This window comes from Paracoccus sp. S3-43, assembly GCF_029027965.1.
GTDB lineage: Bacteria > Pseudomonadota > Alphaproteobacteria > Rhodobacterales > Rhodobacteraceae > Paracoccus.
The window spans coordinates 402,687-423,110 of sequence record NZ_CP119082.1; the positions used below are offsets into that span (position 1 = coordinate 402,687).

The 20,424-nt window shown below is 70.9% G+C and carries 21 protein-coding genes, 2 pseudogenes and 1 riboswitch; of the genes and pseudogenes, 3 read left to right on the plus strand and 20 right to left on the minus strand.

Going from position 1 to position 20,424, the window contains the following annotated elements; translation table 11 throughout:
• The first annotated feature begins 44 nt into the window (after positions 1–44).
• A protein-coding gene (locus tag PXD02_RS01980) for an IS5 family transposase (RefSeq protein WP_275105292.1) occupies positions 45–802 on the plus strand; the annotation gives its coding sequence in 2 pieces (ribosomal slippage) (positions 45–366 and positions 366–802; 759 coding nt in all).
• A 280-nt stretch (positions 803–1,082) separates the two neighbouring features.
• On the opposite strand, the gene PXD02_RS01985 is transcribed toward PXD02_RS01980, so the two are convergent.
• From PXD02_RS01985 to PXD02_RS02010, 6 genes are all read right to left on the minus strand, one after another.
• A complete protein-coding gene (locus tag PXD02_RS01985) occupies positions 1,083–2,246 on the minus strand; it encodes an MBL fold metallo-hydrolase (RefSeq protein ID WP_275105293.1) in 1,164 nt (387 codons plus the stop codon).
• Positions 2,215–3,165 carry a patatin-like phospholipase family protein gene (locus PXD02_RS01990; RefSeq protein ID WP_275105294.1) on the minus strand — a complete coding sequence of 317 codons (951 nt, stop codon included), beginning with the start codon at positions 3,163–3,165 and terminating at the stop codon, positions 2,215–2,217. Before PXD02_RS01990 ends, PXD02_RS01985 begins: the two co-directional genes overlap by 32 nt.
• Before the next feature lie 24 nt (positions 3,166–3,189).
• The gene (locus PXD02_RS01995; protein ID WP_275105295.1) at positions 3,190–3,675 is read right to left on the minus strand and encodes a DUF4142 domain-containing protein; all 486 of its coding nucleotides are present in this window, start codon (positions 3,673–3,675) and stop codon (positions 3,190–3,192) included.
• Between the two features lie 73 nt (positions 3,676–3,748).
• The gene (locus PXD02_RS02000; RefSeq protein WP_275105296.1) at positions 3,749–4,504 is read right to left on the minus strand and encodes an SDR family NAD(P)-dependent oxidoreductase; all 756 of its coding nucleotides are present in this window, start codon (positions 4,502–4,504) and stop codon (positions 3,749–3,751) included.
• A 72-nt stretch (positions 4,505–4,576) separates the two neighbouring features.
• Positions 4,577–5,407, minus strand: coding sequence for a manganese catalase family protein (locus PXD02_RS02005; protein ID WP_275105297.1), 831 nt, complete (start codon positions 5,405–5,407; stop codon positions 4,577–4,579).
• A 735-nt stretch (positions 5,408–6,142) separates the two neighbouring features.
• Entirely contained in the window at positions 6,143–6,277 is a 135-nt protein-coding gene (locus PXD02_RS02010) for a hypothetical protein (protein WP_275105298.1), read from the minus strand.
• Positions 6,278–6,435: 158 nt separating this feature from the next.
• Between PXD02_RS02010 and cobF the strand changes: the two genes are divergently transcribed.
• On the plus strand, positions 6,436–7,227 hold the full coding sequence (gene cobF, locus PXD02_RS02015) for a precorrin-6A synthase (deacetylating) (RefSeq protein ID WP_275105299.1): 792 nt from the start codon (positions 6,436–6,438) through the stop codon (positions 7,225–7,227).
• On the opposite strand, the gene PXD02_RS02020 is transcribed toward cobF, so the two are convergent.
• The 7 genes from PXD02_RS02020 to cbiE all read right to left on the minus strand — a co-directional run bounded on the left by PXD02_RS02020 (position 7,204) and on the right by cbiE (position 12,262).
• Complete coding sequence (locus tag PXD02_RS02020) at positions 7,204–7,938, minus strand: CbtA family protein (protein ID WP_275105300.1); 735 nt, start codon at positions 7,936–7,938, stop codon at positions 7,204–7,206. The two genes, cobF and PXD02_RS02020, sit on opposite strands and share 24 nt — an antisense overlap.
• Positions 7,938–8,108, minus strand: a complete 171-nt coding sequence (locus PXD02_RS02025; RefSeq protein ID WP_275105301.1) for a CbtB domain-containing protein — start codon at positions 8,106–8,108, stop codon at positions 7,938–7,940. The genes PXD02_RS02020 and PXD02_RS02025 overlap by 1 nt, the downstream gene beginning before the upstream one ends.
• 32 nt (positions 8,109–8,140) lie before the next feature.
• A riboswitch (cobalamin riboswitch) is annotated at positions 8,141–8,324 on the minus strand.
• An 18-nt stretch (positions 8,325–8,342) separates the two neighbouring features.
• On the minus strand, positions 8,343–8,657 hold the full coding sequence (locus PXD02_RS02030) for a DUF1636 family protein (RefSeq protein ID WP_275105302.1): 315 nt from the start codon (positions 8,655–8,657) through the stop codon (positions 8,343–8,345).
• Positions 8,654–9,955 (minus strand): cobyrinic acid a,c-diamide synthase CobB, encoded by a 1,302-nt coding sequence (locus tag PXD02_RS02035; protein ID WP_275105303.1) that lies wholly within the window; start codon positions 9,953–9,955, stop codon positions 8,654–8,656. Before PXD02_RS02035 ends, PXD02_RS02030 begins: the two co-directional genes overlap by 4 nt.
• Positions 9,952–10,725 carry a precorrin-4 C(11)-methyltransferase gene (cobM, locus tag PXD02_RS02040; RefSeq protein ID WP_275105304.1) on the minus strand — a complete coding sequence of 258 codons (774 nt, stop codon included), beginning with the start codon at positions 10,723–10,725 and terminating at the stop codon, positions 9,952–9,954. The genes PXD02_RS02035 and cobM overlap by 4 nt, the downstream gene beginning before the upstream one ends.
• On the minus strand, positions 10,722–11,084 hold the full coding sequence (locus PXD02_RS02045; RefSeq protein WP_275105305.1) for a cobalamin biosynthesis protein: 363 nt from the start codon (positions 11,082–11,084) through the stop codon (positions 10,722–10,724). Before PXD02_RS02045 ends, cobM begins: the two co-directional genes overlap by 4 nt.
• On the minus strand, positions 11,081–12,262 hold the full coding sequence (gene cbiE / locus PXD02_RS02050; protein WP_275105306.1) for a precorrin-6y C5,15-methyltransferase (decarboxylating) subunit CbiE: 1,182 nt from the start codon (positions 12,260–12,262) through the stop codon (positions 11,081–11,083). The genes PXD02_RS02045 and cbiE overlap by 4 nt, the downstream gene beginning before the upstream one ends.
• On the opposite strand from cbiE, the gene PXD02_RS02055 reads away from it, so the two are divergent.
• Positions 12,261–13,001 (plus strand): cobalt-precorrin-6A reductase, encoded by a 741-nt coding sequence (locus PXD02_RS02055; RefSeq protein ID WP_275105307.1) that lies wholly within the window; start codon positions 12,261–12,263, stop codon positions 12,999–13,001. The two genes, cbiE and PXD02_RS02055, sit on opposite strands and share 2 nt — an antisense overlap.
• Here PXD02_RS02055 and PXD02_RS02060 read toward each other — a convergent pair.
• The 7 genes and pseudogenes from PXD02_RS02060 to cobN all read right to left on the minus strand — a co-directional run.
• Positions 12,980–13,333 (minus strand): annotated as a pseudogene (locus PXD02_RS02060) (precorrin-3B C(17)-methyltransferase); the annotation flags it as partial. The gene PXD02_RS02055 and the pseudogene PXD02_RS02060 overlap by 22 nt on opposite strands.
• The gene (locus PXD02_RS02065; protein ID WP_275103905.1) at positions 13,330–14,289 is read right to left on the minus strand and encodes an IS481 family transposase; all 960 of its coding nucleotides are present in this window, start codon (positions 14,287–14,289) and stop codon (positions 13,330–13,332) included. The pseudogene PXD02_RS02060 and the gene PXD02_RS02065, both read right to left, overlap by 4 nt.
• Before the next feature lie 55 nt (positions 14,290–14,344).
• Positions 14,345–14,731, minus strand: a pseudogene (locus tag PXD02_RS02070) (SAM-dependent methyltransferase); the annotation flags it as partial.
• Complete coding sequence (cobI, locus tag PXD02_RS02075; RefSeq protein WP_275106338.1) at positions 14,728–15,441, minus strand: precorrin-2 C(20)-methyltransferase; 714 nt, start codon at positions 15,439–15,441, stop codon at positions 14,728–14,730. The pseudogene PXD02_RS02070 and the gene cobI, both read right to left, overlap by 4 nt.
• Positions 15,441–16,070, minus strand: coding sequence for a precorrin-8X methylmutase (locus PXD02_RS02080; protein ID WP_275105308.1), 630 nt, complete (start codon positions 16,068–16,070; stop codon positions 15,441–15,443). Before PXD02_RS02080 ends, cobI begins: the two co-directional genes overlap by 1 nt.
• The gene (locus PXD02_RS02085; RefSeq protein ID WP_275105309.1) at positions 16,054–17,181 is read right to left on the minus strand and encodes a cobalamin biosynthesis protein CobG; all 1,128 of its coding nucleotides are present in this window, start codon (positions 17,179–17,181) and stop codon (positions 16,054–16,056) included. The genes PXD02_RS02080 and PXD02_RS02085 overlap by 17 nt, the downstream gene beginning before the upstream one ends.
• A complete protein-coding gene (cobN, locus tag PXD02_RS02090; protein ID WP_275105310.1) occupies positions 17,178–20,423 on the minus strand; it encodes a cobaltochelatase subunit CobN in 3,246 nt (1,081 codons plus the stop codon). Before cobN ends, PXD02_RS02085 begins: the two co-directional genes overlap by 4 nt.
• Between the last annotated feature and the right edge of the window lies 1 nt (position 20,424).

The following is a 20,424-nucleotide window of genomic DNA, read 5'->3' on the forward strand; positions in this document are numbered from 1 at the left end:
GGAGGCGGGCGGCATGATTCAAACTCCCAACTGTGGGAGGGGTGATGAGCGAGCTTTACTGGCTGACGGAGGCGCAGATCGGGCGGCTGCGACCTTTCTTCCCGAAGTCGCGCGGCAAACCGAGGGTCGATGACCGGCGCGTGCTGAGCGGGATAATCTTCGTTCAGCGCAACGGGTTGATGTGGAAACACGCACCGGCCGCCTACGGCCCACCGAAGACGCTCTACAACCGCTGGAAGCGATGGAGCCGGATGGGCGTGTTCGCCACGATCATGACCGAACTGGCCGCGCAGACCCAGGAAACCGGGATCGTGATGATCGATGCTACCCACGCGAAGGCGCACCGGACGGCTTCCAGCCTCGCGGTTCAAAAGGGGGGCGAGGGCGGCTGATCGGGCGCACCAAGGGTGGGCTGAACTCCAAGCTGCACGTTCTGGCCGACGCGAGGGGCCGTCCGATCGGGATGTTCCTCTCGGCGGGCCAGACCTCGGACTACATCGGGGCGCGGGCGCTTCTGTCCTCCATCCCTCAGACAGGGGCGTTGCTTGCAGACCGGGGCTACGATGCTGACTGGTTCCGCAACGCTCTGATCGACATGGGGATTTCGCCGTGCATCCCGTCCCGCATCGGTCGCAAAGTTGCTATCCCGCATGATACCGAACTCTACCGCCAGCGGCACAAAATCGAAAACATGTTCGCCCGATTGAAGGATTGGCGCAGGATCGCAACTCGTTACGATCGTTGCCCGATCCTGTTCCTCTCGGCCTGCGCCCTCGCCGCGACCGTCATCTATTGGTTGTGAGTCCTGACTCTAATCGTTTCAGCACGCAGAGCCGAATATCCTGCTGATAGTTGGGTTGTTGGACAAGTTACCATTGCGCTGATATCGTCAGTGCCGTCTGCCGCCCCGCGCTTTCGGTGACGAAACGCTGTCGTGTCAGGGCAAGGAAATGCTCGTGGAGAGGGGAGAGATCGAAGTCCCTTCGCCGGATGATCCCGATGTTTCGACGATGGGCATTGTTCCGCGCCGCAGGTTCCCGAGGCGTGTGGTCGAGACCGGAAGGGGATAGGACCGGACCGGGTCAGCGCCGGTCCGCCAGGGCATCCCGGCGGGCATAGCGGCTGCGGGGCGGCAGCCCGCGCGCGGCGAAGTCCCGTGCCAGCCGGTCAAGCGCCGCCCGGAACTCCGGCCCTGCCAGGGCCGGGCCGTGCCCCGGGATCATCCGGTCCGGCCGCAGGGCCGCAAGCCTGCGCAGCGAACGCCCGGCGGCATCCCAGTCGGTCGTGTAATAGGCGGGCGGGCCTTGCAGATGCGGGATCTGCAAGGCGGCGCTGCACAGCGACTCCTGGCGCGTGGCGCTGATCGCATCGCCCGCGATCAGGGTGCCGGTGGCGGCGTTCCAGAACGACACATGCCCCGGCGCATGGCCGGGCGTATGGATCCATTGCCAGCCGTCCAGACCGGGGATGGTCCCGTCGCCGGGCAGGTCGAACAATCGGTCCGAGACATCGATCGGCCCGCGCGGGAACAGGGGCGACAGTTCCGCCATGCTGCCGCCCCCTACCTCGGGCGCGGTCGGCGGATAGGACCGCGTGCCGTCCAGAAAGCCGCGCTCGGCCCGGTGGGCGTGGATCGGCGCATCCCAGTCGCGCGCCAGGTCCGCAAGGGCGCCGACATGATCGAAATGGCCGTGGGTCAGAAGGATCGCCGCGGGGCGGGCATCGCCGAAGCGGTCCCGGGCGGCCGCCCGGATGACGGGGCCGGAGCCGGCGATGCCGGCATCGACCAGGAACCACCCCCGGTCCCCCGCGCCGGCCGGGCCGATGAAGGCGACGTTCACGATGGCGCAGCGCAGCCGGGCCACATCGGGCCCGCAATCCTGCGTCACCGCCGCAGGGGGCAGCGGGACGCCCCGCGGTCCCGGCGGCTGGGTCAGGGCGGCGGCAGCCAGCGAAAAGGCGCCGTATCCGGTCAGAAAGGCGCGCGGTCCGGCGGCGCTTTCCCGCAGTCCCGCCGCGATGCAGGCCGCCCCCTGCGCGGCGTCCAACATCCGGTGCTGGTCCAGGTCGATTCCGCCGCCCGGCCCTGGACGATAGCGCGTCGCAAGCGAATAGGCCGCCACCCCCAGCCCTGCCAAGGCCAGCGGCCGCGTCAGCCTGCCGGGCCAGCCCAGCGCGCGGGGCAGCGCAAGCAGGGCCAGGGCGGATGCGGCGTCAAGCCGGGCGTGAAGACGGGGCGGGATCATCGGACGCATTCTCTCTCGGGAGTTCTGGGGACGCCGCAGGGATCGTGCTGGTCAGGTCCGCCAGCGCGCGGGTGGTCAGCAGCTTGCCCAGCCCGACCCGGCGCTCCAGGTTCGAGCGGCTGAAATCAAAGGCCTTGCCGGCGAATTCGTCCTGGGGATCGGACAGGACGACATGGCGGAAATTGCGGCCCACCAAGTCCGCGCACTGGATGATCCGTTCCGACTGCCCGGCAAAGAACAGCTCCTGCGCGCGGGTGCCGATGCCGTCCATCGTCTCGGTCAGCGTGCTCTGTTGCGCGAACAGATCCAGCCCGATGATGGCCGCGTCGCCCGGCCGGTCCAGCAGGGGACGAAGCGGCAGGTTTTCGCACAATCCCGGATCCAGCAGGTAACGCCCGTCGATCCGGACGGGCCGGAACAGGACCGGCAGGGCGGTGCTTGCCATGATGTGATCCACGCTCAGCGCCATGTCCCGGTTTCGGAAATCCACGATCGTCCCGGTTTCCGCGTCAAGCGCGGTCATCGTCACCTCGATCTCGGCATCGTTCAGGCGGTCGAAGTCGATCGTCCGTTCCAGCAGGCGCCGCATCGGTCCGCGCCGGAATTGCGACCGGTCGGCGGGCATTCCGGGCAGGATTTCCCACAGCCCCGGCCAGGACGGCAGGAACAAGGACGGATGGCCGCGCATCAGCATCGCCGCGACCGCCGCCCGCCTGCCGGTCATCCGCCGTTCCTGCCGAACCTCGGCCAGAAACGCGTGCAAGGCCTCGGACCGCCGCTCCGGGGGATTGCCCGCGATCACCGCCGCGACCACCGCCCCCATCGAGGCGCCCGACATGCGCGTGACGCGCAGGCCGGACTGTTCGATCACCTGCCAGGCGCCGACGTGGAACGCGCCAAGCGCATTCCCGCCGGCCAAGCAAAGCCAGGCCTCCATGTGCCGTCAGCCCAGGCGGTCGCTGATGGCCCGCAGCATGGACATGTGGCTGTCGATCGCCGGAACGCCGACGATGGACGCGCCGCGCGCCATCGGATTCTGGCCGTTTTCGGCATAGGCCGCGTGCAGGGCGCGCAGCTGTTCGTGGCCCTGCATCTGCGCCGCCAGATACTGCCGGTCGAATTCGGCCCCGGCCTCCATGGCGTTCATCTGTTCCAGCAGGGCCGCGTGCTCCGGTGCCACCTGATCCGAGGGTGTCGCGCCAAAGGCGCGGGCCACGGCCTCCTGCTCGGCCACCTCGAGCGCGGCGAAGGCTTTGACGGCGGGGTCCGTGCCCTTGTCGGCGGCGGCCCGGCTGCTCAGCAGCGAGAAATTTCCGCCCATCAGGATCGCCTGCATGTCTGCATCGGGCGCGGTCTGGGCAAAGGACATTCGGGCGACCGGCATCACGGCGGCGACCGCTCCGGCTGCGAAAAGGGTTCTGCGCTTCATCTGCATTCTCCTGCTTGGGGGGTCCGGGGATCGGACCCTTGGGGCCGCCTGGCCGGTCGTCGGCCGGGCGGGGTCATTCGTCCTCGGGTTCCGCCATCCGCCGATGCGCCTTGGCCACCAGCCCCGCGGGCAGGACTTCGGCCAGGGTGGCCTGCATCTTGTTCTTCAGGCCCGGCGTCATCTGCGCCTGTCCCGCCACCATGGCGTCATAGCCCGCGCGGGCGACCATGGCGGGATCGTCCTTGTTCTTCATCTGGCCGATGGGCGTGTCCAGAAGGTCCGCGCGTTCGAAGAAGGCCGTGTCGGTCGGGCCGGGCATCAGACAGGTCACGGTGACGCCCGTGTCCTTCAGTTCCTCGTTCCAGCCCAAGGCGAAGTTGTTCAGGAACGCCTTGGAGGCGTTGTAGATCGCCTGGAACGTCCCCGGCATGAAGCCCGTGATGGAGCCGGTGATCAGGATCCGCCCCTGGCCCCGGGCCTGCATCCGGCGGCCCAGCGGATGCGCCAGCCGCAGCACGCCCAGGATGTTGGTCATCACCACATGGTCGATGCGCTGCGGATCCTGGTCCAGAAAGGCGTGGCCCAGCCCGGTGCCCGCGTTCAGCATCAGCAGCTCGACCTCGCGTCCGCCCAGATGGGCCAGGACCGACGCGACCCCTTCGGAGGTGGCCAGATCGGCCTCGACCGCCTCGGCACCCAAGCCTGCGGCGGCCTGATGAATGGCGGGCTCATCGGCGACCACGATGGTCTGGTGTCCGTCGGCCTGGGCGATGCGGGCCAGTTCCAGCCCGATTCCCGTGGATGCGCCGGTGACAAGGGCAAGGGTCATCGCCATCTCCTGCAAGGGTGTCGCTTGTTGCGAAAGGAAAGGCCCGCCGGTTCCGGCCGGCGGGCCGCAGGATTATCCGATCTGTTCGGCCTGCGCGCCGCTGTCGGGGCGCGCCATGCCCAGATCGGGCTTCTGGTCGGACGGATGCAGTTTGCCCGTGACGAAGGTGCCCTTGCCGTCGATGGACGGGCCTTCGCCCCAGCGGCCGGAAACCGGCGCGCTGCCATCGGCCTGGAAGCCCAGATAGGCATAGCTGAAGTCGGTCTTTTCCTGCGCCTGCGGAAAGCTGTTCGGGATCGGGAAGGCTCCGGTCATGCCGCCCAGCTCCTCAAGCGCGGCAAGCCACTGGTTCTGGTGCATGGTGTCGCGCGCGATCAGATAGGACAGCATGTCCTTCATGCCGGCGTCGTCGGTCATGTTATAAAGCCGCACGGCCAGGGTGCGCCCCGTGGATTCGGCGGCGACATTGGCGGTCATGTCCGCGGCGATGTTGCCGCTGGCATAGATGTGGGACATGTCGAAGGGCACGCCGTCGCTGTCCACCGGCATCGCCGACAGGCCGGACGACAGCAGGTTCTTCAGGTTCACGCCGCCCATCGCCGCGCCCACCACGCGGTCGGTCGCGGCCATCTCCTCCTGCATCGACAGGGGCGCGCCATCCAGGTTCATCGCGACGGCGGTCGCAAGCATCTCGATATGGCCCAGCTCCTCGGCGGCGGTGTTCATCAGCAGGTCGCGGAACTTGGGGTTGCCGCGCGCGCCGCAGGCCTGGAAGAAATATTGCATCGCCACGCGGATCTCGCCTTCGACCCCGCCGATGGCCTGCTGCAGCGCACGGGCGAACAGCGGGTTCGGGGCGTCGACGCGAACGGGATATTGCAGCTTGTTGTCGGTATAAAACATCGGAAGTCCTCGGATGATCGTGGAGGGAAACCGGGCATCCAGACGGCGTACACGCATCGGCGTCAGCACGGGCACCCGGTCCTACAACCGTCCCCTGCTTGCGATGTTCCCGAAGATCGGCCGGGCAATCCTTTATCAACCCTGACGCCTTCGCCCTTACACCGGCGTGAAATCCGTATCCGGACGCAGGCGTCGGCAATATGCGCGGACCAGGTCGATCGAGGCCTGGATGTCGGCGAGCAATACCATCTCGGACGGCGTGTGCCTGTAGCGCAGCGGCACCGGGATTACGCCCGTGGCGACGTCGCCCCGCAGCTAATGCACGACCCTCGCATCGGTCGGGCTGGTGCCGCCGGCCGCTTGCTGCTTCCAGGCGATCCCCCTAGCGCGGGCTGCCGAGATCAGAAGGTCCAGCACCACCGGATTGGTGCTAACACCCTGCGAGATGCCAGGCTCTTGCCCGGATCGAGTCGTCTCTGATCCTGGGGCCGTGCACGCGGATAGGCGAACAGCCATTCATAGCGTTGCGTGAGACGTTCAGCACCCCGGCCGCCTGAACCGTGCTCATGCACATGGCCCGGCCATGCTGATCGTCACGCCGATTGTCTTTCCCATCGTCACCGAACCGGGCGGCCCTGGCCCGACATCCAGGTCGAGATCTGGCTCAGGCAATCCGATGTTCCGCCCGGCAGGCACGACGCCCGGACATTCCTTCGAACTAGGCCGGGTGGTGCTTCAGCATTGGGATTGCGCGCCAGGCCCGATGACGGCGCGCTCGATTGCGCCCGCCGCCTGATCGACCATCAGTTTTCCAGGGTTGGATGGCGGCGGAAAGCCGGTCGGGCGGCGATTCCACGGCAAACTGGACATCTACCATTCCGTGCAGGCCGCTCGGCTTCCGCTGATTGCGGCGGAGGGCGGATCGCCCAACACGTCCTGATCGAAAAAGGCACAGCTGAAGGCCGCTTGACCGCCGCTTGGTCCGGGGGCAGAAGCGCCTTGCATGATCCATGGGCGGGGCCTCCGGGATGGAACTTTGGCTTATCGGCATCGGCATGGGACGGGTCGAGCATCTGACGCTTGAGGCCGTCGCGGCGATCAACCGGGCCGATCTGATCCTGATTCCCCGCAAGGGCGAGGAGAAGGCCGAACTGGCCCGGATGCGGCGACGGATCTGCGATCAGGTGCTGACCAATCCGCAAACGGTCCTGGCGGAATTCGACCTGCCGGTGCGGGATGCCTCGGGCGGGTATGAAGGCGGCGTGCTGGACTGGCATGAGGCGATCGCCGGGTGCTGGGACCGGGCGATCGAGGCCCATCCCGGCGCGGTGCGGGTGGCGCTGCTGATCTGGGGGGATCCGGGTCTCTATGACAGTTCGCTGCGCATTGCCGGGCGGCTGGCAAAGCGGCGGGCCGTGACCGTCCATGTCGTGCCGGGGATCATGTCGTTGCAGGTGCTGACGGTGGCCCATGCAATCCCCCTGAACGAGATCGGCGCGCCCGTCCTTGTCACCACCGGGCGGCGGCTGCGCGACGAAGGCTGGCCCGCTGGCGTCGATACGCTGGTGGTGATGCTGGACGGCATGAACAGCTTTCAGGCCCTTGATCCCGCAGGGGTCCGCATCTGGTGGGGCGCATATGTCGGAATGCCGGGCCAGATCGTCGAGGCAGGCCCGCTGGCAGAGGCAGGACCGCGCATCGTCGCTGCGCGGCAGGCCGCCCGCGACCGGCACGGATGGATCATGGACATCTATCTGCTGCGGCGGGATCCCGGCTTAGGGGGGACGGGACAGGGGTCAGGCGCGGCCCCGCGACCATAGGCTGGGCGTCAGCAGGCCCAGGGCGACCCAGGCCACCAGGCCCACGCCCAGGGCGCGCCCCGCGAACTGGGCGGCAAGCTCGGGCGGGGTCGGGCCGGTCAGTTCGGCCGGATGCGGCGCGCCGACCAGATGAGGCAGGGCGGCCAGGACGATGGCGGGTGCCCATGTCGCCCAGGACTTGCCGAAGGCGATCAGCCACAGCGCGGCCGCCGACAGGGCGACGGTGGCCAGCCACCAGATTTCGCGCTGCGTGATGTTGGCGGCGGCCATGCCGGGCAGTTCCGGGGCCAGGCCGAAGGCGGGCGCAAGCTGCACCGCGACAAAGCCCGCGATCCCCCACAGCAGCCCCTGGCGCGGGGTGACGGTGTGGCCGCGGTTTTCCGCAAGCGCGATGGCGGCCACCAGCAGCAGCGCATATCCGGCATAGACCAGGATCGAGAACAGCACCGACAGCCCGTCGCGCGTCAGGTCCAGGCCGCCCATGTCGGGATGGGCGGCAGCGGCGGCGCCTTCGGCGCGGTCATGGTCATGGGCGCTGTCCGCCGCGCCGTGATGGTGGTCGCCGGGGGCCGCGAAATGGGTCAGCTCGCCCCCCTCGTAAAGTTCGGCGTGCAGCAGGACGGGCTGGACAAAACCCAGCTGCAACAGGGTGGCAATCAGCCCTGCGGCAGCACCAGCGATCAAGGCGCTGGACAAAAGACGCGACAGCATCAGTGGCAGGGAAAGCCGGTGGCGTGGCGCATGTCATGGGCGGCATCGTGCAGCGTCTCGGACTGCGCGAGGCCGGCCGTGAAGACCAGCACCGCGCCGATGGCGGCCACGATGAAGATGTCGCGCAGCGATGTGGAAACCGCGGCCGATGCGCGGGAAAGCGTCGTCATGTCATTCCTCCTTGCCGTCATCCCCGACGGCGGATTGCGTTTCGCGCAAGGTCGGTCTCCTGACTCGCAGGTCGCTGCCTTGTCCTGCCTTCCCATGGCGCGGGGCCACAGTGGCGTGCCGGATCGGCTCTCTGCTCACAGTCGCGGGGGCGGTCGGGTTGGTGATCCCTGTTCCCACGCAGCCTTGCGGGCTGCACCTTGCACGCCGCAGACTGGCATCGCCGAAGCCGGCGGTCAAGCGCCGGGAATGCGCGCCAGAACCTTGAAGCGCAGCGAACCCAGCGGGCGGGCGTCGCGGATCTCTCCGCCCGGCGCGGCGTGGTAGAGATCCAGGAACCGGCGCAGCCCGCCCCGGTCGCCGCCGTCCACCGGCCCGAACAGATAGGCCATCCGCCCCGGCGCCCTGACCGCCACGGACCCGCCGCTGCGGCAGCCCGACAGGCAGCCCGACGCGCGGACCGTGCAGGCGGCTCCGTCAAGCGCGGCGCGGACCGCCGCCAGCCTGTCCGCCCCGCCCGGACATTCGGCGCAGACGAAGACGCGGGTCATGCGGCCTGCGCGATCAGGTGGAAGAACGTGCCGGTGACGCGGCCGCGCCGCGATCCGGTCTCGGCCACCGCCGCGCCGTCGGCATCCGTCACCTGGGCCAGGGGATCGTCCGGCTGGTCGAGGATGGTCGAATAATGGAACTCGTGCCCCCGCAATCGCGTCCCGGCGGGCAGGCCCGGCATCGGGTCCGACAGCCGCGCCAGCCGGTAACCCAGATGCATCCGCCGCTGTTCATAGCTGGTGACAAGCCCCAGCAGCCCGGCCATCGGATGGCTGGTCCCGCCCGCGTCGATCAGCGCCCGGCCCAGCACCATGTAGCCGCCGCATTCGCCATGCACCGGACGGGTGGCCGCGAAGCGGCGCAGCCCGTCCAGGAACCGGGCCGCGCCCGCGATCCGCCCGGCATGCAGTTCGGGATAGCCGCCCGGCAGCCAGCAGACATCCGCGTCCGGCGGCGGCGGCTGATCGGCCAGCGGAGAGAACGCAAGCACCTCGGCCCCCTGCCGCAGCCAGCTGTCCAGAAGATGCGGATAGACAAAGGAAAACGCCTGGTCCTGCGCCAGCGCGATCCGCTGGCCGGGCGGGGGCATCGGACGTCCGCCGGTCGCGGGCCCGGCACGGCCCCGCGCCGCGGCCCGGATGGCGTCCAGGTCGACATGGGCGCGCAGGAAGGCCGCATAGGCGCGGATCGCGGTTTCCAGATCCGGGTGTTCCGCCGCCTGCACCAGGCCCAGATGCCGTTCCGGGATGGTCAGGTCGCCCCGCCGGGGCAGCGCGCCAAGGACGGGGATGCCCCGCGCCTGGAAGGCCAGGCGGCACAGCCGTTCGTGGCGGGCCGAGGCGACGCGGTTCAGGATCACCCCCGCCACCCGCACGTCGTCGCGGAACCGCGCCATCCCCAGGGCCAGCGCCGCCGCCGTCTGCGCCTGGCCCGAGACATCCAGCACCAGCAGCACCGGCCAACCGGTCAGCGCGGCGATGTCGGCGCTGGCGCCGTTGCCGGTCTCGCCATCCGCCGCCACGCCGTCGAACAGGCCCATCGACCCCTCGGCCAGGGCGAAGCCGTCCGCCCGCGCCAGCTGTGTCGCCAGCAGGCCCCTGGGCATCGCCCAGCTGTCCAGGTTGAAGGACGCCCGCCCGCAGGCCGCGCGGTGAAAGGCCGGGTCGATATAGTCCGGCCCGCATTTGTAGGGCTGCACGGTCACTCCGTCCTCGGTCAGGCAGCGCAGCAGGCCCAGCATCACCGTGGTCTTGCCGCTGCCGGACCGCGCGGCCGAGACGATCAGCCCCCCGCTCATGGCGCCACCGCGTCGCCGCGCCCGCCGCGAAAGCGCCGGTCGTAATCGGCGGAATACAGGCGGCTGTCGTCGAATCCCTGTTGCGCCAGGGCGCGGCCGACCAGGATCAGGGCGGTGCGCTCCATGCCGTCGCCGACCTGCGCGGCGATGTCGGCCAGGGTGCCGCGCACCAGCCGCTGGTCGGGCCAGCTTGCCCGCCAGGCGACGGCCACGGGGCAATCGGCGCCGTAATGAGGGATCAGTTCGGCGGCGATCCGGGCCAGCCGGTGGATCGACAGGTGCAGCGCCAGGGTCGCGCCGGTCGCGGCGAAGGCGGCAAGGCTTTCGCCCTGCGGCATGGCCGAGGCGCGGCCCGCCATGCGGGTCAGCACCACGCTTTGCGCAAGGCCCGGCAGGGTCAGTTCCGCGCCCAAGGCGGCGGCGGCGGCGGCAAAGGACGGCACGCCCGGCGTCACCGTATAAGGGATCCCCGCCGCGCGCAGGCGGCGCAACTGCTCGCCCATGGCCGACCAGACCGACAGGTCGCCCGAATGCAACCGCGCCACGTCGAGGCCCCGTTCATGCGCCGCCGCGATCTCGGCCAGGATGGCGTCCAGATCCAGCGGCGCGGTGTCGACGATCCGGCAGCCGGGCGGGCAATGGGCCAGCAGCGCCGGGGGGATCAGCGATCCCGCATAAAGGCAGACGGGCGATGCCGCGATCAGGTCGCGCCCGCGCAGCGTCAGCAGGTCGGGCGCGCCGGGACCGGCGCCGATGAAATGGACGGTCATGGATCGACTCCTTCCGCGACGGCGGCGGTGGCCATGCGGTCCTGGCTGACGGTGCGGGGCGCCCGCAGATGCGCGCCCGGCCCGGCGGCGATCAGCGCGCAGGCTTCGGCGACGCTGCCGGTGCCGTGGGTTCGCAGCGACAGCGGGCTTTGTGTGGGCGTGGCGGTCCGGGCCAGCGCCTCGGGCGCGACCAGGGTCAGGGCCAGGCCGGAGGCGGCCAGTTCGGCCGCCAGCGGATCAGCCGCCTTGACCGCCGGAATGGCGATCCGCGTCAGCCCGCCGCCTCCGGCCCGGCGCAGCGCATCGCGGACCGAGGCCGGCGTGGCCCCGCTGCGAAATCCGACGCCCGCATGTCTCATCGCGTCACACTCCATTGCACGACCGGATAGCTTGCCTTCCAGCCCCGCCTGCGCCCCAGGGGCGCGGCCTCGGACAGTTCGATCCGCAGCAGGCCGCCGCCCCTGGCACGGTGCCAGGCGGCCAGCAGCGCCTCGGTTTCCAGGGTCACGGCATGGGCGACAAGGCGGCACCCCGCTGGCAGGCGGTTCCACAGCGCGGCCAGCAGGGCATCGTCGCCGCCGCCGCCGACAAAGACGGCATCGGGCGGCGGCAGGCCGTCCAGCAGGTCCAGGGCGTTGCCCGCCCGGATCGCCAGCCGCCCCACGCCCAGCCGGTCGGCGTTCCGGCGCGCCCGTTCGGCCCGTGCCGCGTCCCGCTCGATCGCGATGGCCCGGCTGGACGGATCGGCCAACAGCCATTCGATCCCGACCGATCCCGACCCGGCGCCGATGTCCCACAGCATCTCGCCCGGACGCGGCGCCAGGGCCGACAGCGCCAGGGCGCGGACCGGCCGCCTGGTGATCTGGCCGTCATGGTCGAACCAGTCGTCGGCCAGGCCCGAGCCGCGGGGCATGACCCGGCCCCCGCCCCGGACCGTCAGGGCGACGGTGACAAGGGCGGCGATATCGGCCGGGGCCAGGGCATCGGCGCGGGCGTGGCGGATCCGTTCGCGCGCGCCGCCCAGATGTTCCATGACCGTCAGGGCGCTGTCCCCGAACCCCTCGGCCGCCAGCCAGCGGGCCAACGCGCCCGCCGCCGCGCCGTCGCGCAGCGTCAGGATCGCGCGGCGGCCCGGCGCAAGATGCGGGCGCAGCCCCGCCATCGGCGCGGCGTGCAGGCCCAGGCACAGCGTATCCTCGATCCGCCAGCCCATCCGTGCGGCGGCTAGCGAAAAGACCGAGGGCGCGGGAAAGGCCCGCCATTCGCCGGGCGACAGGGCGGCCGCCAGCCCGCCGCCCGCGCCGTGCCAGAACGGATCGCCGGATGCGAGGACCGCCACCGGCTGCCCGCGCAGGGCCAGCACCGGGGCGATGGAAAAGGGCACCGGCCAGGGCCGGCGGTCGGGATGGTCGATCATCGCCAGATGGCGCGGCCCGCCGAACACCGCCGTCGCCGATCGCAGCGCATTGCGGCTTGCGGCGGACAGGCTGTCCAAGCCATCCTCGCCGATACCGATGATGGACAGCCATTCAGCCATGACGACCCTGATCCTTGGCGGCACGACCGAGGCCAGCCGCCTTGCCGCGGCGATGGCCGGGCGGGGCATGGCCGCGATCCTGTCCTATGCGGGCCGGGTCCAGTCGCCCCGCCCGCAGCCGGTGCCGGTGCGGGTGGGCGGGTTCGGCGGGGCCGCGGGGCTGGCCGGCTGGCTGCGGGCGAACGGTATCGCCCGGATCGTCGATGCGACCCATCCCTTTGCCGCGCGGATCAGCCGCAATGCGGTGGCCGCAAGCGCGCTGACCGACGTGCCGCTGCTGGCGCTGGAGCGGCCCGCCTGGCGGCCCGGTCCGGGCGACGACTGGATGGAGGTCGCCGACATGGCGGCGGCGGCGCGCGCCCTGGACGGCCCGCCGCGCCGGGTGTTCCTGTCCATCGGCCGCCAGCAGCTTGCGGATTTCAGGGGCCAGGGGCAGCACCATTATTTGCTGCGCCTGGTGGACCTTCCCGACCACCCCCTGCCGCTGCCCGATGCGACCGTGGTGGTCGCGCGCGGTCCCTTCGACGTGGCGGGCGACCGAGCGCTGCTGGAACGCCATCGCATCGACCTGATCGTCGCCAAGAACGCGGGCGGCGACGGGGCAAGCGCCAAGCTGGCCGCCGCCCGCGCCTTGGGCATCCCGGTGGTGATGATCGCCCGGCCGCCCGTGCCGGACCGCCCCGCCGCCGCGACCGTCGAGGATGTGCTGGCCTGGTGTCATGCCGACCTCGGCGTATAGACGAAGCGGCCGACGCGGCGGGTCCGGGACGAGCCGACCAGAACCACGGTGCGCATGTCGGCCATCTCGGCCGCGGCCTGGGACAGGGCGACCGTGCGGATCTGCTGGCCGGGCGTCGAGACCGCGCGGGCGAAGGTGATCAGCCGGTCGGGGCCGCAGATCCCGCGCAGCAGGTCCAGGACCGCGCCGAACTGATGCGGGCGGCTGGCGGAACGGGGGTTATAGAAGGCCATCGCGAAATCGGCCTGGACCGCCAGCCGCACGCGGTCCAGCACCAGATCCAGCGGCTTGAGGTTGTCCGACAGGTTGATGGCGCAGAAATCATGCCCTAGGTGTTCAGTCCCGGCATCTGGTGGATCGGGTTTAGGATGAATCTGTCTGGCTCTGATGTCCAGATCTTGCAGATGTATTCGTAGGGCGTGAGGCCGCCGAGGGTCTTGAGCCTACGCGCGAAGTTGTAGGCTGCCATGAAGTCGGCGAGATGCGTGCGGAGCTCGTCGTGGCTGGTGTAGTGAAAGCGTTTGACGGTGGCGTCCTTGATCGTGCGGTTCATCCGCTCGACCTGACCGTTGGTCCACGGGTGGTTGGGCTTCGTCAGGCGGTGCTCAATGCCGTTGGCCTCGCAGATCATGTCAAAGCGCATAGGTCTGGAATAGATGGTGTTCCGGTTCCGAGGCTGCTCGGCGAACTGAATACCGTTGTCGGTGAGGATGGTATGGACCTGATAGGGCACGGCTTCGAGCATGTGCTGCAGGAACTCCCAAGCTGTCTTCCTGTCCGCCTTGTCGACGAGCTGGGTCACGGCAAACTTGCTCGTGCGGTCAATGCCGACGAACAGGTAAAGCTTGCCTTCAGCAGTCTGCACCTCGGCGATGTCGATATGAAAGAAGCCGATAGGGTAGCGCTTGAACTTCGACCGTTTCGGCTTGTCGCCTTCCACGTCGGGCAGTCGAGAGATGCCGTGGCGCTGAAGGCACCGATGCAGCGCTGAGCGTGTCAGGTGTGGAATTGATGGCTGCAGGGCATAGAGGCAGTCGTCCAGCGGCAAAAGCGTGTGCAGCCTGAACGCGACGATGGCCGCCTCCTCGGCTTCTGTCAAAACCGTGGAGCGTGGCTCCTTCGGCCCTGTCTTGAGATCATCGACCGTCGCTCGCTTGCGCCACTTCGCCACTGTCTTGGGGTTAATGCCGAGCTCCCGGCTCAGCGTCGCGAGCGAAGCTTGCGATCGTTGTATTGCAGCTCTGACGGCGTGCGTGGTCGTGGCGCTCCCGTGACGAACCTGGCCCATAATGCTTCCCTCCATCCCTGAGAAAGGATCGCACCATCAAACCGTGGGATCAAACACCTAGGGGCGCGCCCGCCGCCGCCGCCGCCGCCAGCATCGCGGTGATCCCCGGCAGCACCCGCAGATCCAGGCCCTGCCAGTCGGCCGGGCCGCGCTCCATCGCCTCGAACACGGCCGAGGCCATGGCGAAAACCCCCGGATCGCCCGAGGAGACGACCACCACCCGCCGCCCCTGGGCGGCAAGGGTCATCGCCAGCGTGGCGCGGTCCAGCTCCTCCCGGTTGTGCGAAGGGTGCAGCACCAGCCCCGCGCGGGGCGCGATGCGCGCGACATAGGGACCATAGCCGATCACGTCGGTCGCCTGGTCCAAGGCGTCCTGCACCTCGGCCGTCGTCATCCCGGCGGCGCCGGGACCAAGCCCCGCGATGACCAGCCAGCCGGTCACGGCCTGCGCCCCTGGCCGTGGATCAGCACGATCGAGAAATAGGGCACCGGCCCATCGACATCCGCCAGGCGGCGCACCCGCTGGCCGGGCATGGTGCCGTATTCGACCAGCCAAGCCCGGTCCAGCCGGCGGGCGGCGGTCAGCGCCGAACGCAGCCGCCCCAGGTTGCGGCCGATCTTCATCACCACAAGCGCGTCGGTATCGGCGATCCGGCGCGCGAGTTCGGCTTCGGGCAGGGTCGCGGGCAGCACGGTCAGGATGTCGTCGCCCCAGGCGATCGGCTGGCCCGTCGCGGTCCAGCAGCCCGCCATGCCGGGGATGCCCGGAACCACCTCGACCAGGTCGCGCGGCAGGCGGGCGTGCAGGTGCATGAAGGATCCGAAAAAGAACGGGTCGCCTTCGCACAGCACCACCACATCGTCGGTCAGGGCCGTCGCTTGCAGCCGCGCGGCCCAGTCGTCGTAAAAGGCCCGCAGCGCGGCGCCATAGGCGGGATCCTGGACGGCGATTTCCGTGGTGACGGGATATTCCATCGCCAGTTCGACGGCCCCCGCCGGGATCAGCCCCTCGGCGATGCGGCGCGCCTGTCCGGGGCGGCCGCCCTTGCGGAAATAGGCGACGATGCGCGCCTGGGTCAGGTGCCGGTGGGCGCGCAGGCTCATCAGGTCGGGATCGCCGGGGCCAAGGCCGATGCACAGGATCTTGCCCATCATTCGACCCGGCTGGCCAGGGCGTTGACCGTCGCGACGGTGATCGCCGACCCGCCAAGCCGCCCCTCGACGATGCACCAGGGCGCGGGGTCGTCGGCCGCCAGGGCGGCCTTGGATTCCGCCGCGCCGATGAAGCCGACCGGGCAGCCGATGATCGCGGCGGGACGCGGGCAGGCCGGATCTTCCAGCATGTTCAGCAGGTGGAACAGCGCGGTCGGCGCATTGCCGATGGCGACGACCGCGCCCGCCAGATGCGGCCGCCACAAATCCAGCGCGGCGGCCGAACGGGTCGTGCCCAAGCTGGCGGCCAGGCCGGGAACCTCGGGCGCGTGCAGGGTGCAGAGGACGGGGTTCGCGGCGGGCAGGCGGGCGCGGGTGATCCCCTCGCTGACCATGCGCGCGTCGCAGAGGATCGGCGCGCCGCCTTCCAGCGCCCGGCGCGCGGCGATGGCGAAGCCGGGGGCAAAGCGGATATGCGCCGCAAGATCCACCATCCCGCAGGCATGGATCATGCGGACGGCGACGATCTCCTCGTCGGGGGCAAAGCGCGACAGGTCGGCCTCGGCGCGGATGGTCGCAAAGGAGGCGCGATAGATCGCGGCGCCGTCGGTTTCATAAAGATGGGGCATGGGGGTCTTTCAGCAGGGCGGCAATCTCGGCGGGATCCAGGCTGCGGCGCTGCGGCGGATCGCCGGGACGGCCGCCGCGCAGCAGATCGAAGCGGCCGTCGCGTCCGGTCAGCACCAGGTCGGCAGGGCGGGGATGGGCGCAGCCCTTGGCACATCCGGCGATATGCAGGATCGCGCCCGGCGGCACCAGGGGCGCAAGGTCGCGGGCAAGGCGCATCGTCTCGACGCTGGCCGAGGGGCAACGGGGCTTGCCCACGCAGACCGCCACCCGCAGGCGCGGATCGTCCGGGTGGGTGATGGCCTGGGGATGCCGGGGCGGCGCCGCGGCCTCGATGACCAGCGACCGCCAAGGGGTCGGCCGCGCGGGCGCGACGGCGATGGCGCGCAGCGCATCCGCGGGCATCCGCCCGAAAGGCGCGGCGACGCAGGTGCCCGGCGCGGCCGGGCCGGGCCGCAGCGGCGGGGTTGTCAGGGGCGCGATATCGGCGGCCAGCGGCGGGCGCGCGCCGCCGCCCACAAGCGGCCCCATCCGCCGCGCGCCGCGTTGCGCCGCGAACCAATGCGCCAGCGCGACAAGGCGGGTCACGGCCTGCGCGGCGGGGACCGCTTCGCCGCGCTTCGTCCCGTCGGCGCGCAGGATCAGGCCCGATGCCGACCGTTCGATCCGCAGGTCGGCCGATGCGCCGGTCAGGATCGCCGCCGGGCCGGTGTCGATCGCAAAGCCGAATTTCGCGGGCAGGGGCGGCAACTCGGCCAGGCGCGCCGCCAGTTCGGCCGCCAGGGCCATCGTGGGATCGCCCTGCGTCCAGATCGGCGACACCAGGATGTTGCGGCGCGTCTCCTGCGTGGGATCGGTGTCGATCAGATCCAGCCGCCGCAGATCCGCCTGGACGGCCTCCAGATCGGCAGGCGCGACCGCGCGCAGTTGCAGGTTCGCCCGGCTGGTCAGCGTGACCGCGCCGTCGCCGAACCGCTCTGCCAGATCGGCCAGGCCCAGCATCTGCGCGGGGGTCAGCCGCCCCGACGGGGGGCGGACGCGCAGCACCAGCCCGTCGCCGGACGGCATCGGCGTCAGCGCGCCGGGGCACCAGCCCTTGGCCGCCCCGCTCATCTGATCCCCGCCGCGAGGCTGTTGGACCGGCTTTGCCACAGCCCGGCGTCTGCCAGGGCCGCGAATGTCGCCCGCATCGCCTCCTGGGCCTGGGGATTGCTGGCCTCCAGGAAATCCGCCACCCGAGGATCGCCCAGGGTAGCGGCGTGATAGAGATCGAACAGATGCGGCGGCACCACCCCGGCCAGATGCGCGAAGGCCGCCATGTGGTCCAGGGTGGCGGCGATTTCCGCCGCGCCGCGAAAGCCGTGCCGCATCATCGATTCCAGCCAGCGGGGATTGGCGGCCCGCGCCCGGACCACGCGCGCGATCTCCTCGGGCAGGGTGCGGGCGCGGGGGGCGTCGGGGCGGGTCGCGTCCAGGTGGTAGAGGGCGGCCCGACCGCCCAGGGTGGCCAGGGCGGCGGCGAAACCGGCCTCGTGGCTGGCGTAATCCTCGGCCAGCAGCAGGTCGGTTTCGGGAAGATCCTGAAGGTGGACGAAAGCGTCGGCGCCGCGCAGCCGGGCCTCAAGCATCGCGCGCGCGGGGGCGCCTTGGGCATCGTGGCCCGAGGCGGCAAGCCATGCCTCTCCGGCCGCCTGCCGGGCCTCGGGGGTGAACGGTCCCGTCGCAAGCCCCAGGCCATAGCGGGCGGGGGCGGGGGCGAAGACGCGCGGCCCGGACGGCGCCGCGACATAGGGGTTCATGTCGGCGGCCTCGTCGCGCCGGGCCAGCGCCGCCGTGGCCTGTTCGAACAGCCGGGCCAGGTCGGGGAACACGTCGCGGAACAGGCCCGAGATGCGCAGCGTCACGTCGATGCGCGGCCGGTCCAGCAGCGCCAGCGGCACGATCTGGAATCCGGTGACGCGGCCCGACTGGTCGTCCCAGACCGGAGCCACCCCGGCCAGGTGCAGCGCCATGGCGAATTCCTCGCCCGCCGTGCGCATGGTGGCCGACCCCCACAGGTTCACCACCAGCCCGCGCGGCCAGTCGCCCTGGTCCTGCAAATGGCGGCGCAGCAGTTCCTCGGCCAGCCTGATACCCTGCGCATGGGCGGCGGCCGAGGGCACGGCGCGGGGATCGGTGCCGAACAGATTGCGCCCGGTCGGCAGCACGTCGCTGCGCCCGCGCCAGGGCGATCCCGACGGCCCCGGCTCGATCCGGCGGCCCGCCAGGGCGTCCAGCAGCGCGGCCTTTTCGGCGGCGGCCGAAGCCGCGTCGCCCGTGAAGCCCCGGCCATCGGGCGTGCCGCGCCCCCAGACATGCAGACCTTCGGCGAATTGCGAATCCTTCACGTCGCAGACGAAGCGGTCGATCAGCGGAATCGCCTCGGCCGGGCTGGCATGGCCGGGGATGCCCAGGTCGTCCTCGACCCCGGCCGATTGCGCCTCGGCCCGGATGGCGGCGACCAGCCGGGCCTGGCGGGGGGCGTCCATGCCGTCGGCCAGGGAATATTCGTCCAGCAGCCGTTCCAGGCGCAGGAACGGCGCGGGCGTGCCCGAAGGCGCAAGCGGCGGCGGCAGGTGGCCCAGCGTCACCGCGCCCAGCCTGCGACGGGCCTGCGCCGCCTCGCCCGGATCGTTGACGATGAAGGGATAGATCACCGGCAGCGCCCCGGTCAGGGCCTGGGGCCAGCAGGTGGGCGACAGCGCGGCGGCCTTGCCGGGCAGCCATTCCAGCGTGCCATGCGCGCCGATATGGACCAGGGCGTCGGCCTGGTCCTGAAGCCACAGGTAGAAGGCGACATAGGCGTGGCGCGGGGTGCGGGTGGTGTCGTGGTATTCGCCCTCGTGGTCGGCGGGCTGGCCGCGTTCGGGTTGCAGCGCGATCAGGGCGGTGCCGCGCCGGATCGCGGCAAAGGCGAAGGCGCCGTCTTCGACCGCCGCGTCATCCTCGGGCGCGCCATGGGCCGCGTGCAGGGTCTGGCGCAGGGATTGCGGCAGGCGGCGGGACAGGGCCAGCCGGTATTCCCCCAGCGGCCAGCGGATGCGGCCGGTCGCAAGCGCCTGTTCCAGCGGCGCGGCGCCCGCGTCCTGTCCCAGATCGGCCAGCATCGCCTGGGCCGAGGCGATGGCGTCCAGGCCGACCGCATGGGCCATCCGATGCGCCTTGCCGGGATAGGTGGACAGGATCAGGGCGACGCACCGCCGGGCGGGCGCGGTCGCGGGTGCGGCCAGCCGGTGCCAGCCCGCCACCCGGTCCACGGCGGCGGCGACCTGGGCCGGATCGGCGCGGTGCCGGGCGCGGGCGAATTGCAGGTCGCAATTCCAGGCGGCGGCGTCCTTGAACGAGATCGCCCCGGCGCCGATCCGCCCGTCGACCTCGGGCAGGGCGATGTGCATCGCCAGGTCGGATGGCGACAGGCCGCGATCCGATCCGGCCCAGGCGCGGCGATCGCTGGTCGCATGGATCACCTGGAAGACCGGCGCGCCCACGGCGTCCAGCGGCGATCCCTTGTCCGAGCGCGCCGAAAAGGCGGTGGCGTTGACGATGGCGGCCGGGGCAAGGCCGGGCAGCGTGGCGCGCAGCCAGTCGGCCGCCGCCCGGTCCTTGAGGCTGGGCAGGAACAGGCCGGTGGCGCGGAAGCCCCGCGCGTCGAAAGCGGCGATCAGGGCGGCGATCCCGTCGGTATCGGCCGCCGCCAGCCAGGCGCGATAGAAGGGGATCGCCACCAGGGGCGCGTCCCCGCCGGGGGGACCGTCCGACGGACCCGTGCCGGGATGCCAGAACCCGAAGGGCGGCAGCGCCTTCGACCCCGCCACCGGCCCCGCATACAGCCCCGAGGCCAGCGCAAGCTGGGCCAGCGCCGCCTGCGCCGCGACCTCTCCGCCCGCATCGCACAGCGCGGCCAGACGCCGCAACGTGGATGGCGGCAGGTTCGAGGCCTGGTCCAGCGCCTGATCCGGTCGGCCGTCGGCGGGCAGGAAGGCCAGGGCGATGCCGTTCCGCCGGGCCAGCCGCGACAGCTGTTCCACTCCATAGGACCACCAGGACGCCCCGCCGATCAGCCGGACCAGGATGCCCCTGGCCCGCGACAGGGTGCGGTCGACATAGGTATCGACCGACAACGGATGCGTCAGCCCCGCCAGGTTCGCCAGCCGCAGCGAGGGCAGCGAGGCCCGCCCTCGGTGCCATCCCGCCGCGAAGGCCCCCAGGTCGCTGTCGGAAAAGGACAGCACCACCAGATCCGCGGGCGTCTGCCCCAGATCGCGCGGCGCGGCCCCTTCCTCCAGCCCGTGGATCTCGCGGAACAGGACATGCATG

Excerpts from the sequence above, each read along its gene's own strand:
- PXD02_RS01985 (WP_275105293.1), bottom strand. The coding sequence starts at position 2,246 with ATGATCCCGCCCCGTCTTCACGCCCGGCTTGACGCCGCATCCGCCCTG.
- PXD02_RS01995 (WP_275105295.1), bottom strand. The coding sequence starts at position 3,675 with ATGAAGCGCAGAACCCTTTTCGCAGCCGGAGCGGTCGCCGCCGTGATG.
- PXD02_RS02000 (WP_275105296.1), bottom strand. The coding sequence starts at position 4,504 with ATGACCCTTGCCCTTGTCACCGGCGCATCCACGGGAATCGGGCTGGAA.
- PXD02_RS02005 (WP_275105297.1), bottom strand. The coding sequence starts at position 5,407 with ATGTTTTATACCGACAACAAGCTGCAATATCCCGTTCGCGTCGACGCC.
- PXD02_RS02010 (WP_275105298.1), bottom strand. The coding sequence starts at position 6,277 with ATGTCCAGTTTGCCGTGGAATCGCCGCCCGACCGGCTTTCCGCCGCCA.
- cobF (WP_275105299.1), top strand. The coding sequence starts at position 6,436 with ATGGAACTTTGGCTTATCGGCATCGGCATGGGACGGGTCGAGCATCTG.
- PXD02_RS02020 (WP_275105300.1), bottom strand. The coding sequence starts at position 7,938 with ATGCTGTCGCGTCTTTTGTCCAGCGCCTTGATCGCTGGTGCTGCCGCA.
- PXD02_RS02025 (WP_275105301.1), bottom strand. The coding sequence starts at position 8,108 with ATGACGACGCTTTCCCGCGCATCGGCCGCGGTTTCCACATCGCTGCGC.
- PXD02_RS02030 (WP_275105302.1), bottom strand. The coding sequence starts at position 8,657 with ATGACCCGCGTCTTCGTCTGCGCCGAATGTCCGGGCGGGGCGGACAGG.
- PXD02_RS02035 (WP_275105303.1), bottom strand. The coding sequence starts at position 9,955 with ATGAGCGGGGGGCTGATCGTCTCGGCCGCGCGGTCCGGCAGCGGCAAG.
- cobM (WP_275105304.1), bottom strand. The coding sequence starts at position 10,725 with ATGACCGTCCATTTCATCGGCGCCGGTCCCGGCGCGCCCGACCTGCTG.
- PXD02_RS02045 (WP_275105305.1), bottom strand. The coding sequence starts at position 11,084 with ATGAGACATGCGGGCGTCGGATTTCGCAGCGGGGCCACGCCGGCCTCG.
- PXD02_RS02055 (WP_275105307.1), top strand. The coding sequence starts at position 12,261 with ATGACGACCCTGATCCTTGGCGGCACGACCGAGGCCAGCCGCCTTGCC.
- cbiE (WP_275105306.1), bottom strand. The coding sequence starts at position 12,262 with ATGGCTGAATGGCTGTCCATCATCGGTATCGGCGAGGATGGCTTGGAC.
- PXD02_RS02065 (WP_275103905.1), bottom strand. The coding sequence starts at position 14,289 with ATGGGCCAGGTTCGTCACGGGAGCGCCACGACCACGCACGCCGTCAGA.
- cobI (WP_275106338.1), bottom strand. The coding sequence starts at position 15,441 with ATGGGCAAGATCCTGTGCATCGGCCTTGGCCCCGGCGATCCCGACCTG.
- PXD02_RS02080 (WP_275105308.1), bottom strand. The coding sequence starts at position 16,070 with ATGCCCCATCTTTATGAAACCGACGGCGCCGCGATCTATCGCGCCTCC.
- PXD02_RS02085 (WP_275105309.1), bottom strand. The coding sequence starts at position 17,181 with ATGAGCGGGGCGGCCAAGGGCTGGTGCCCCGGCGCGCTGACGCCGATG.
- cobN (WP_275105310.1), bottom strand. The coding sequence starts at position 20,423 with ATGCATGTCCTGTTCCGCGAGATCCACGGGCTGGAGGAAGGGGCCGCG.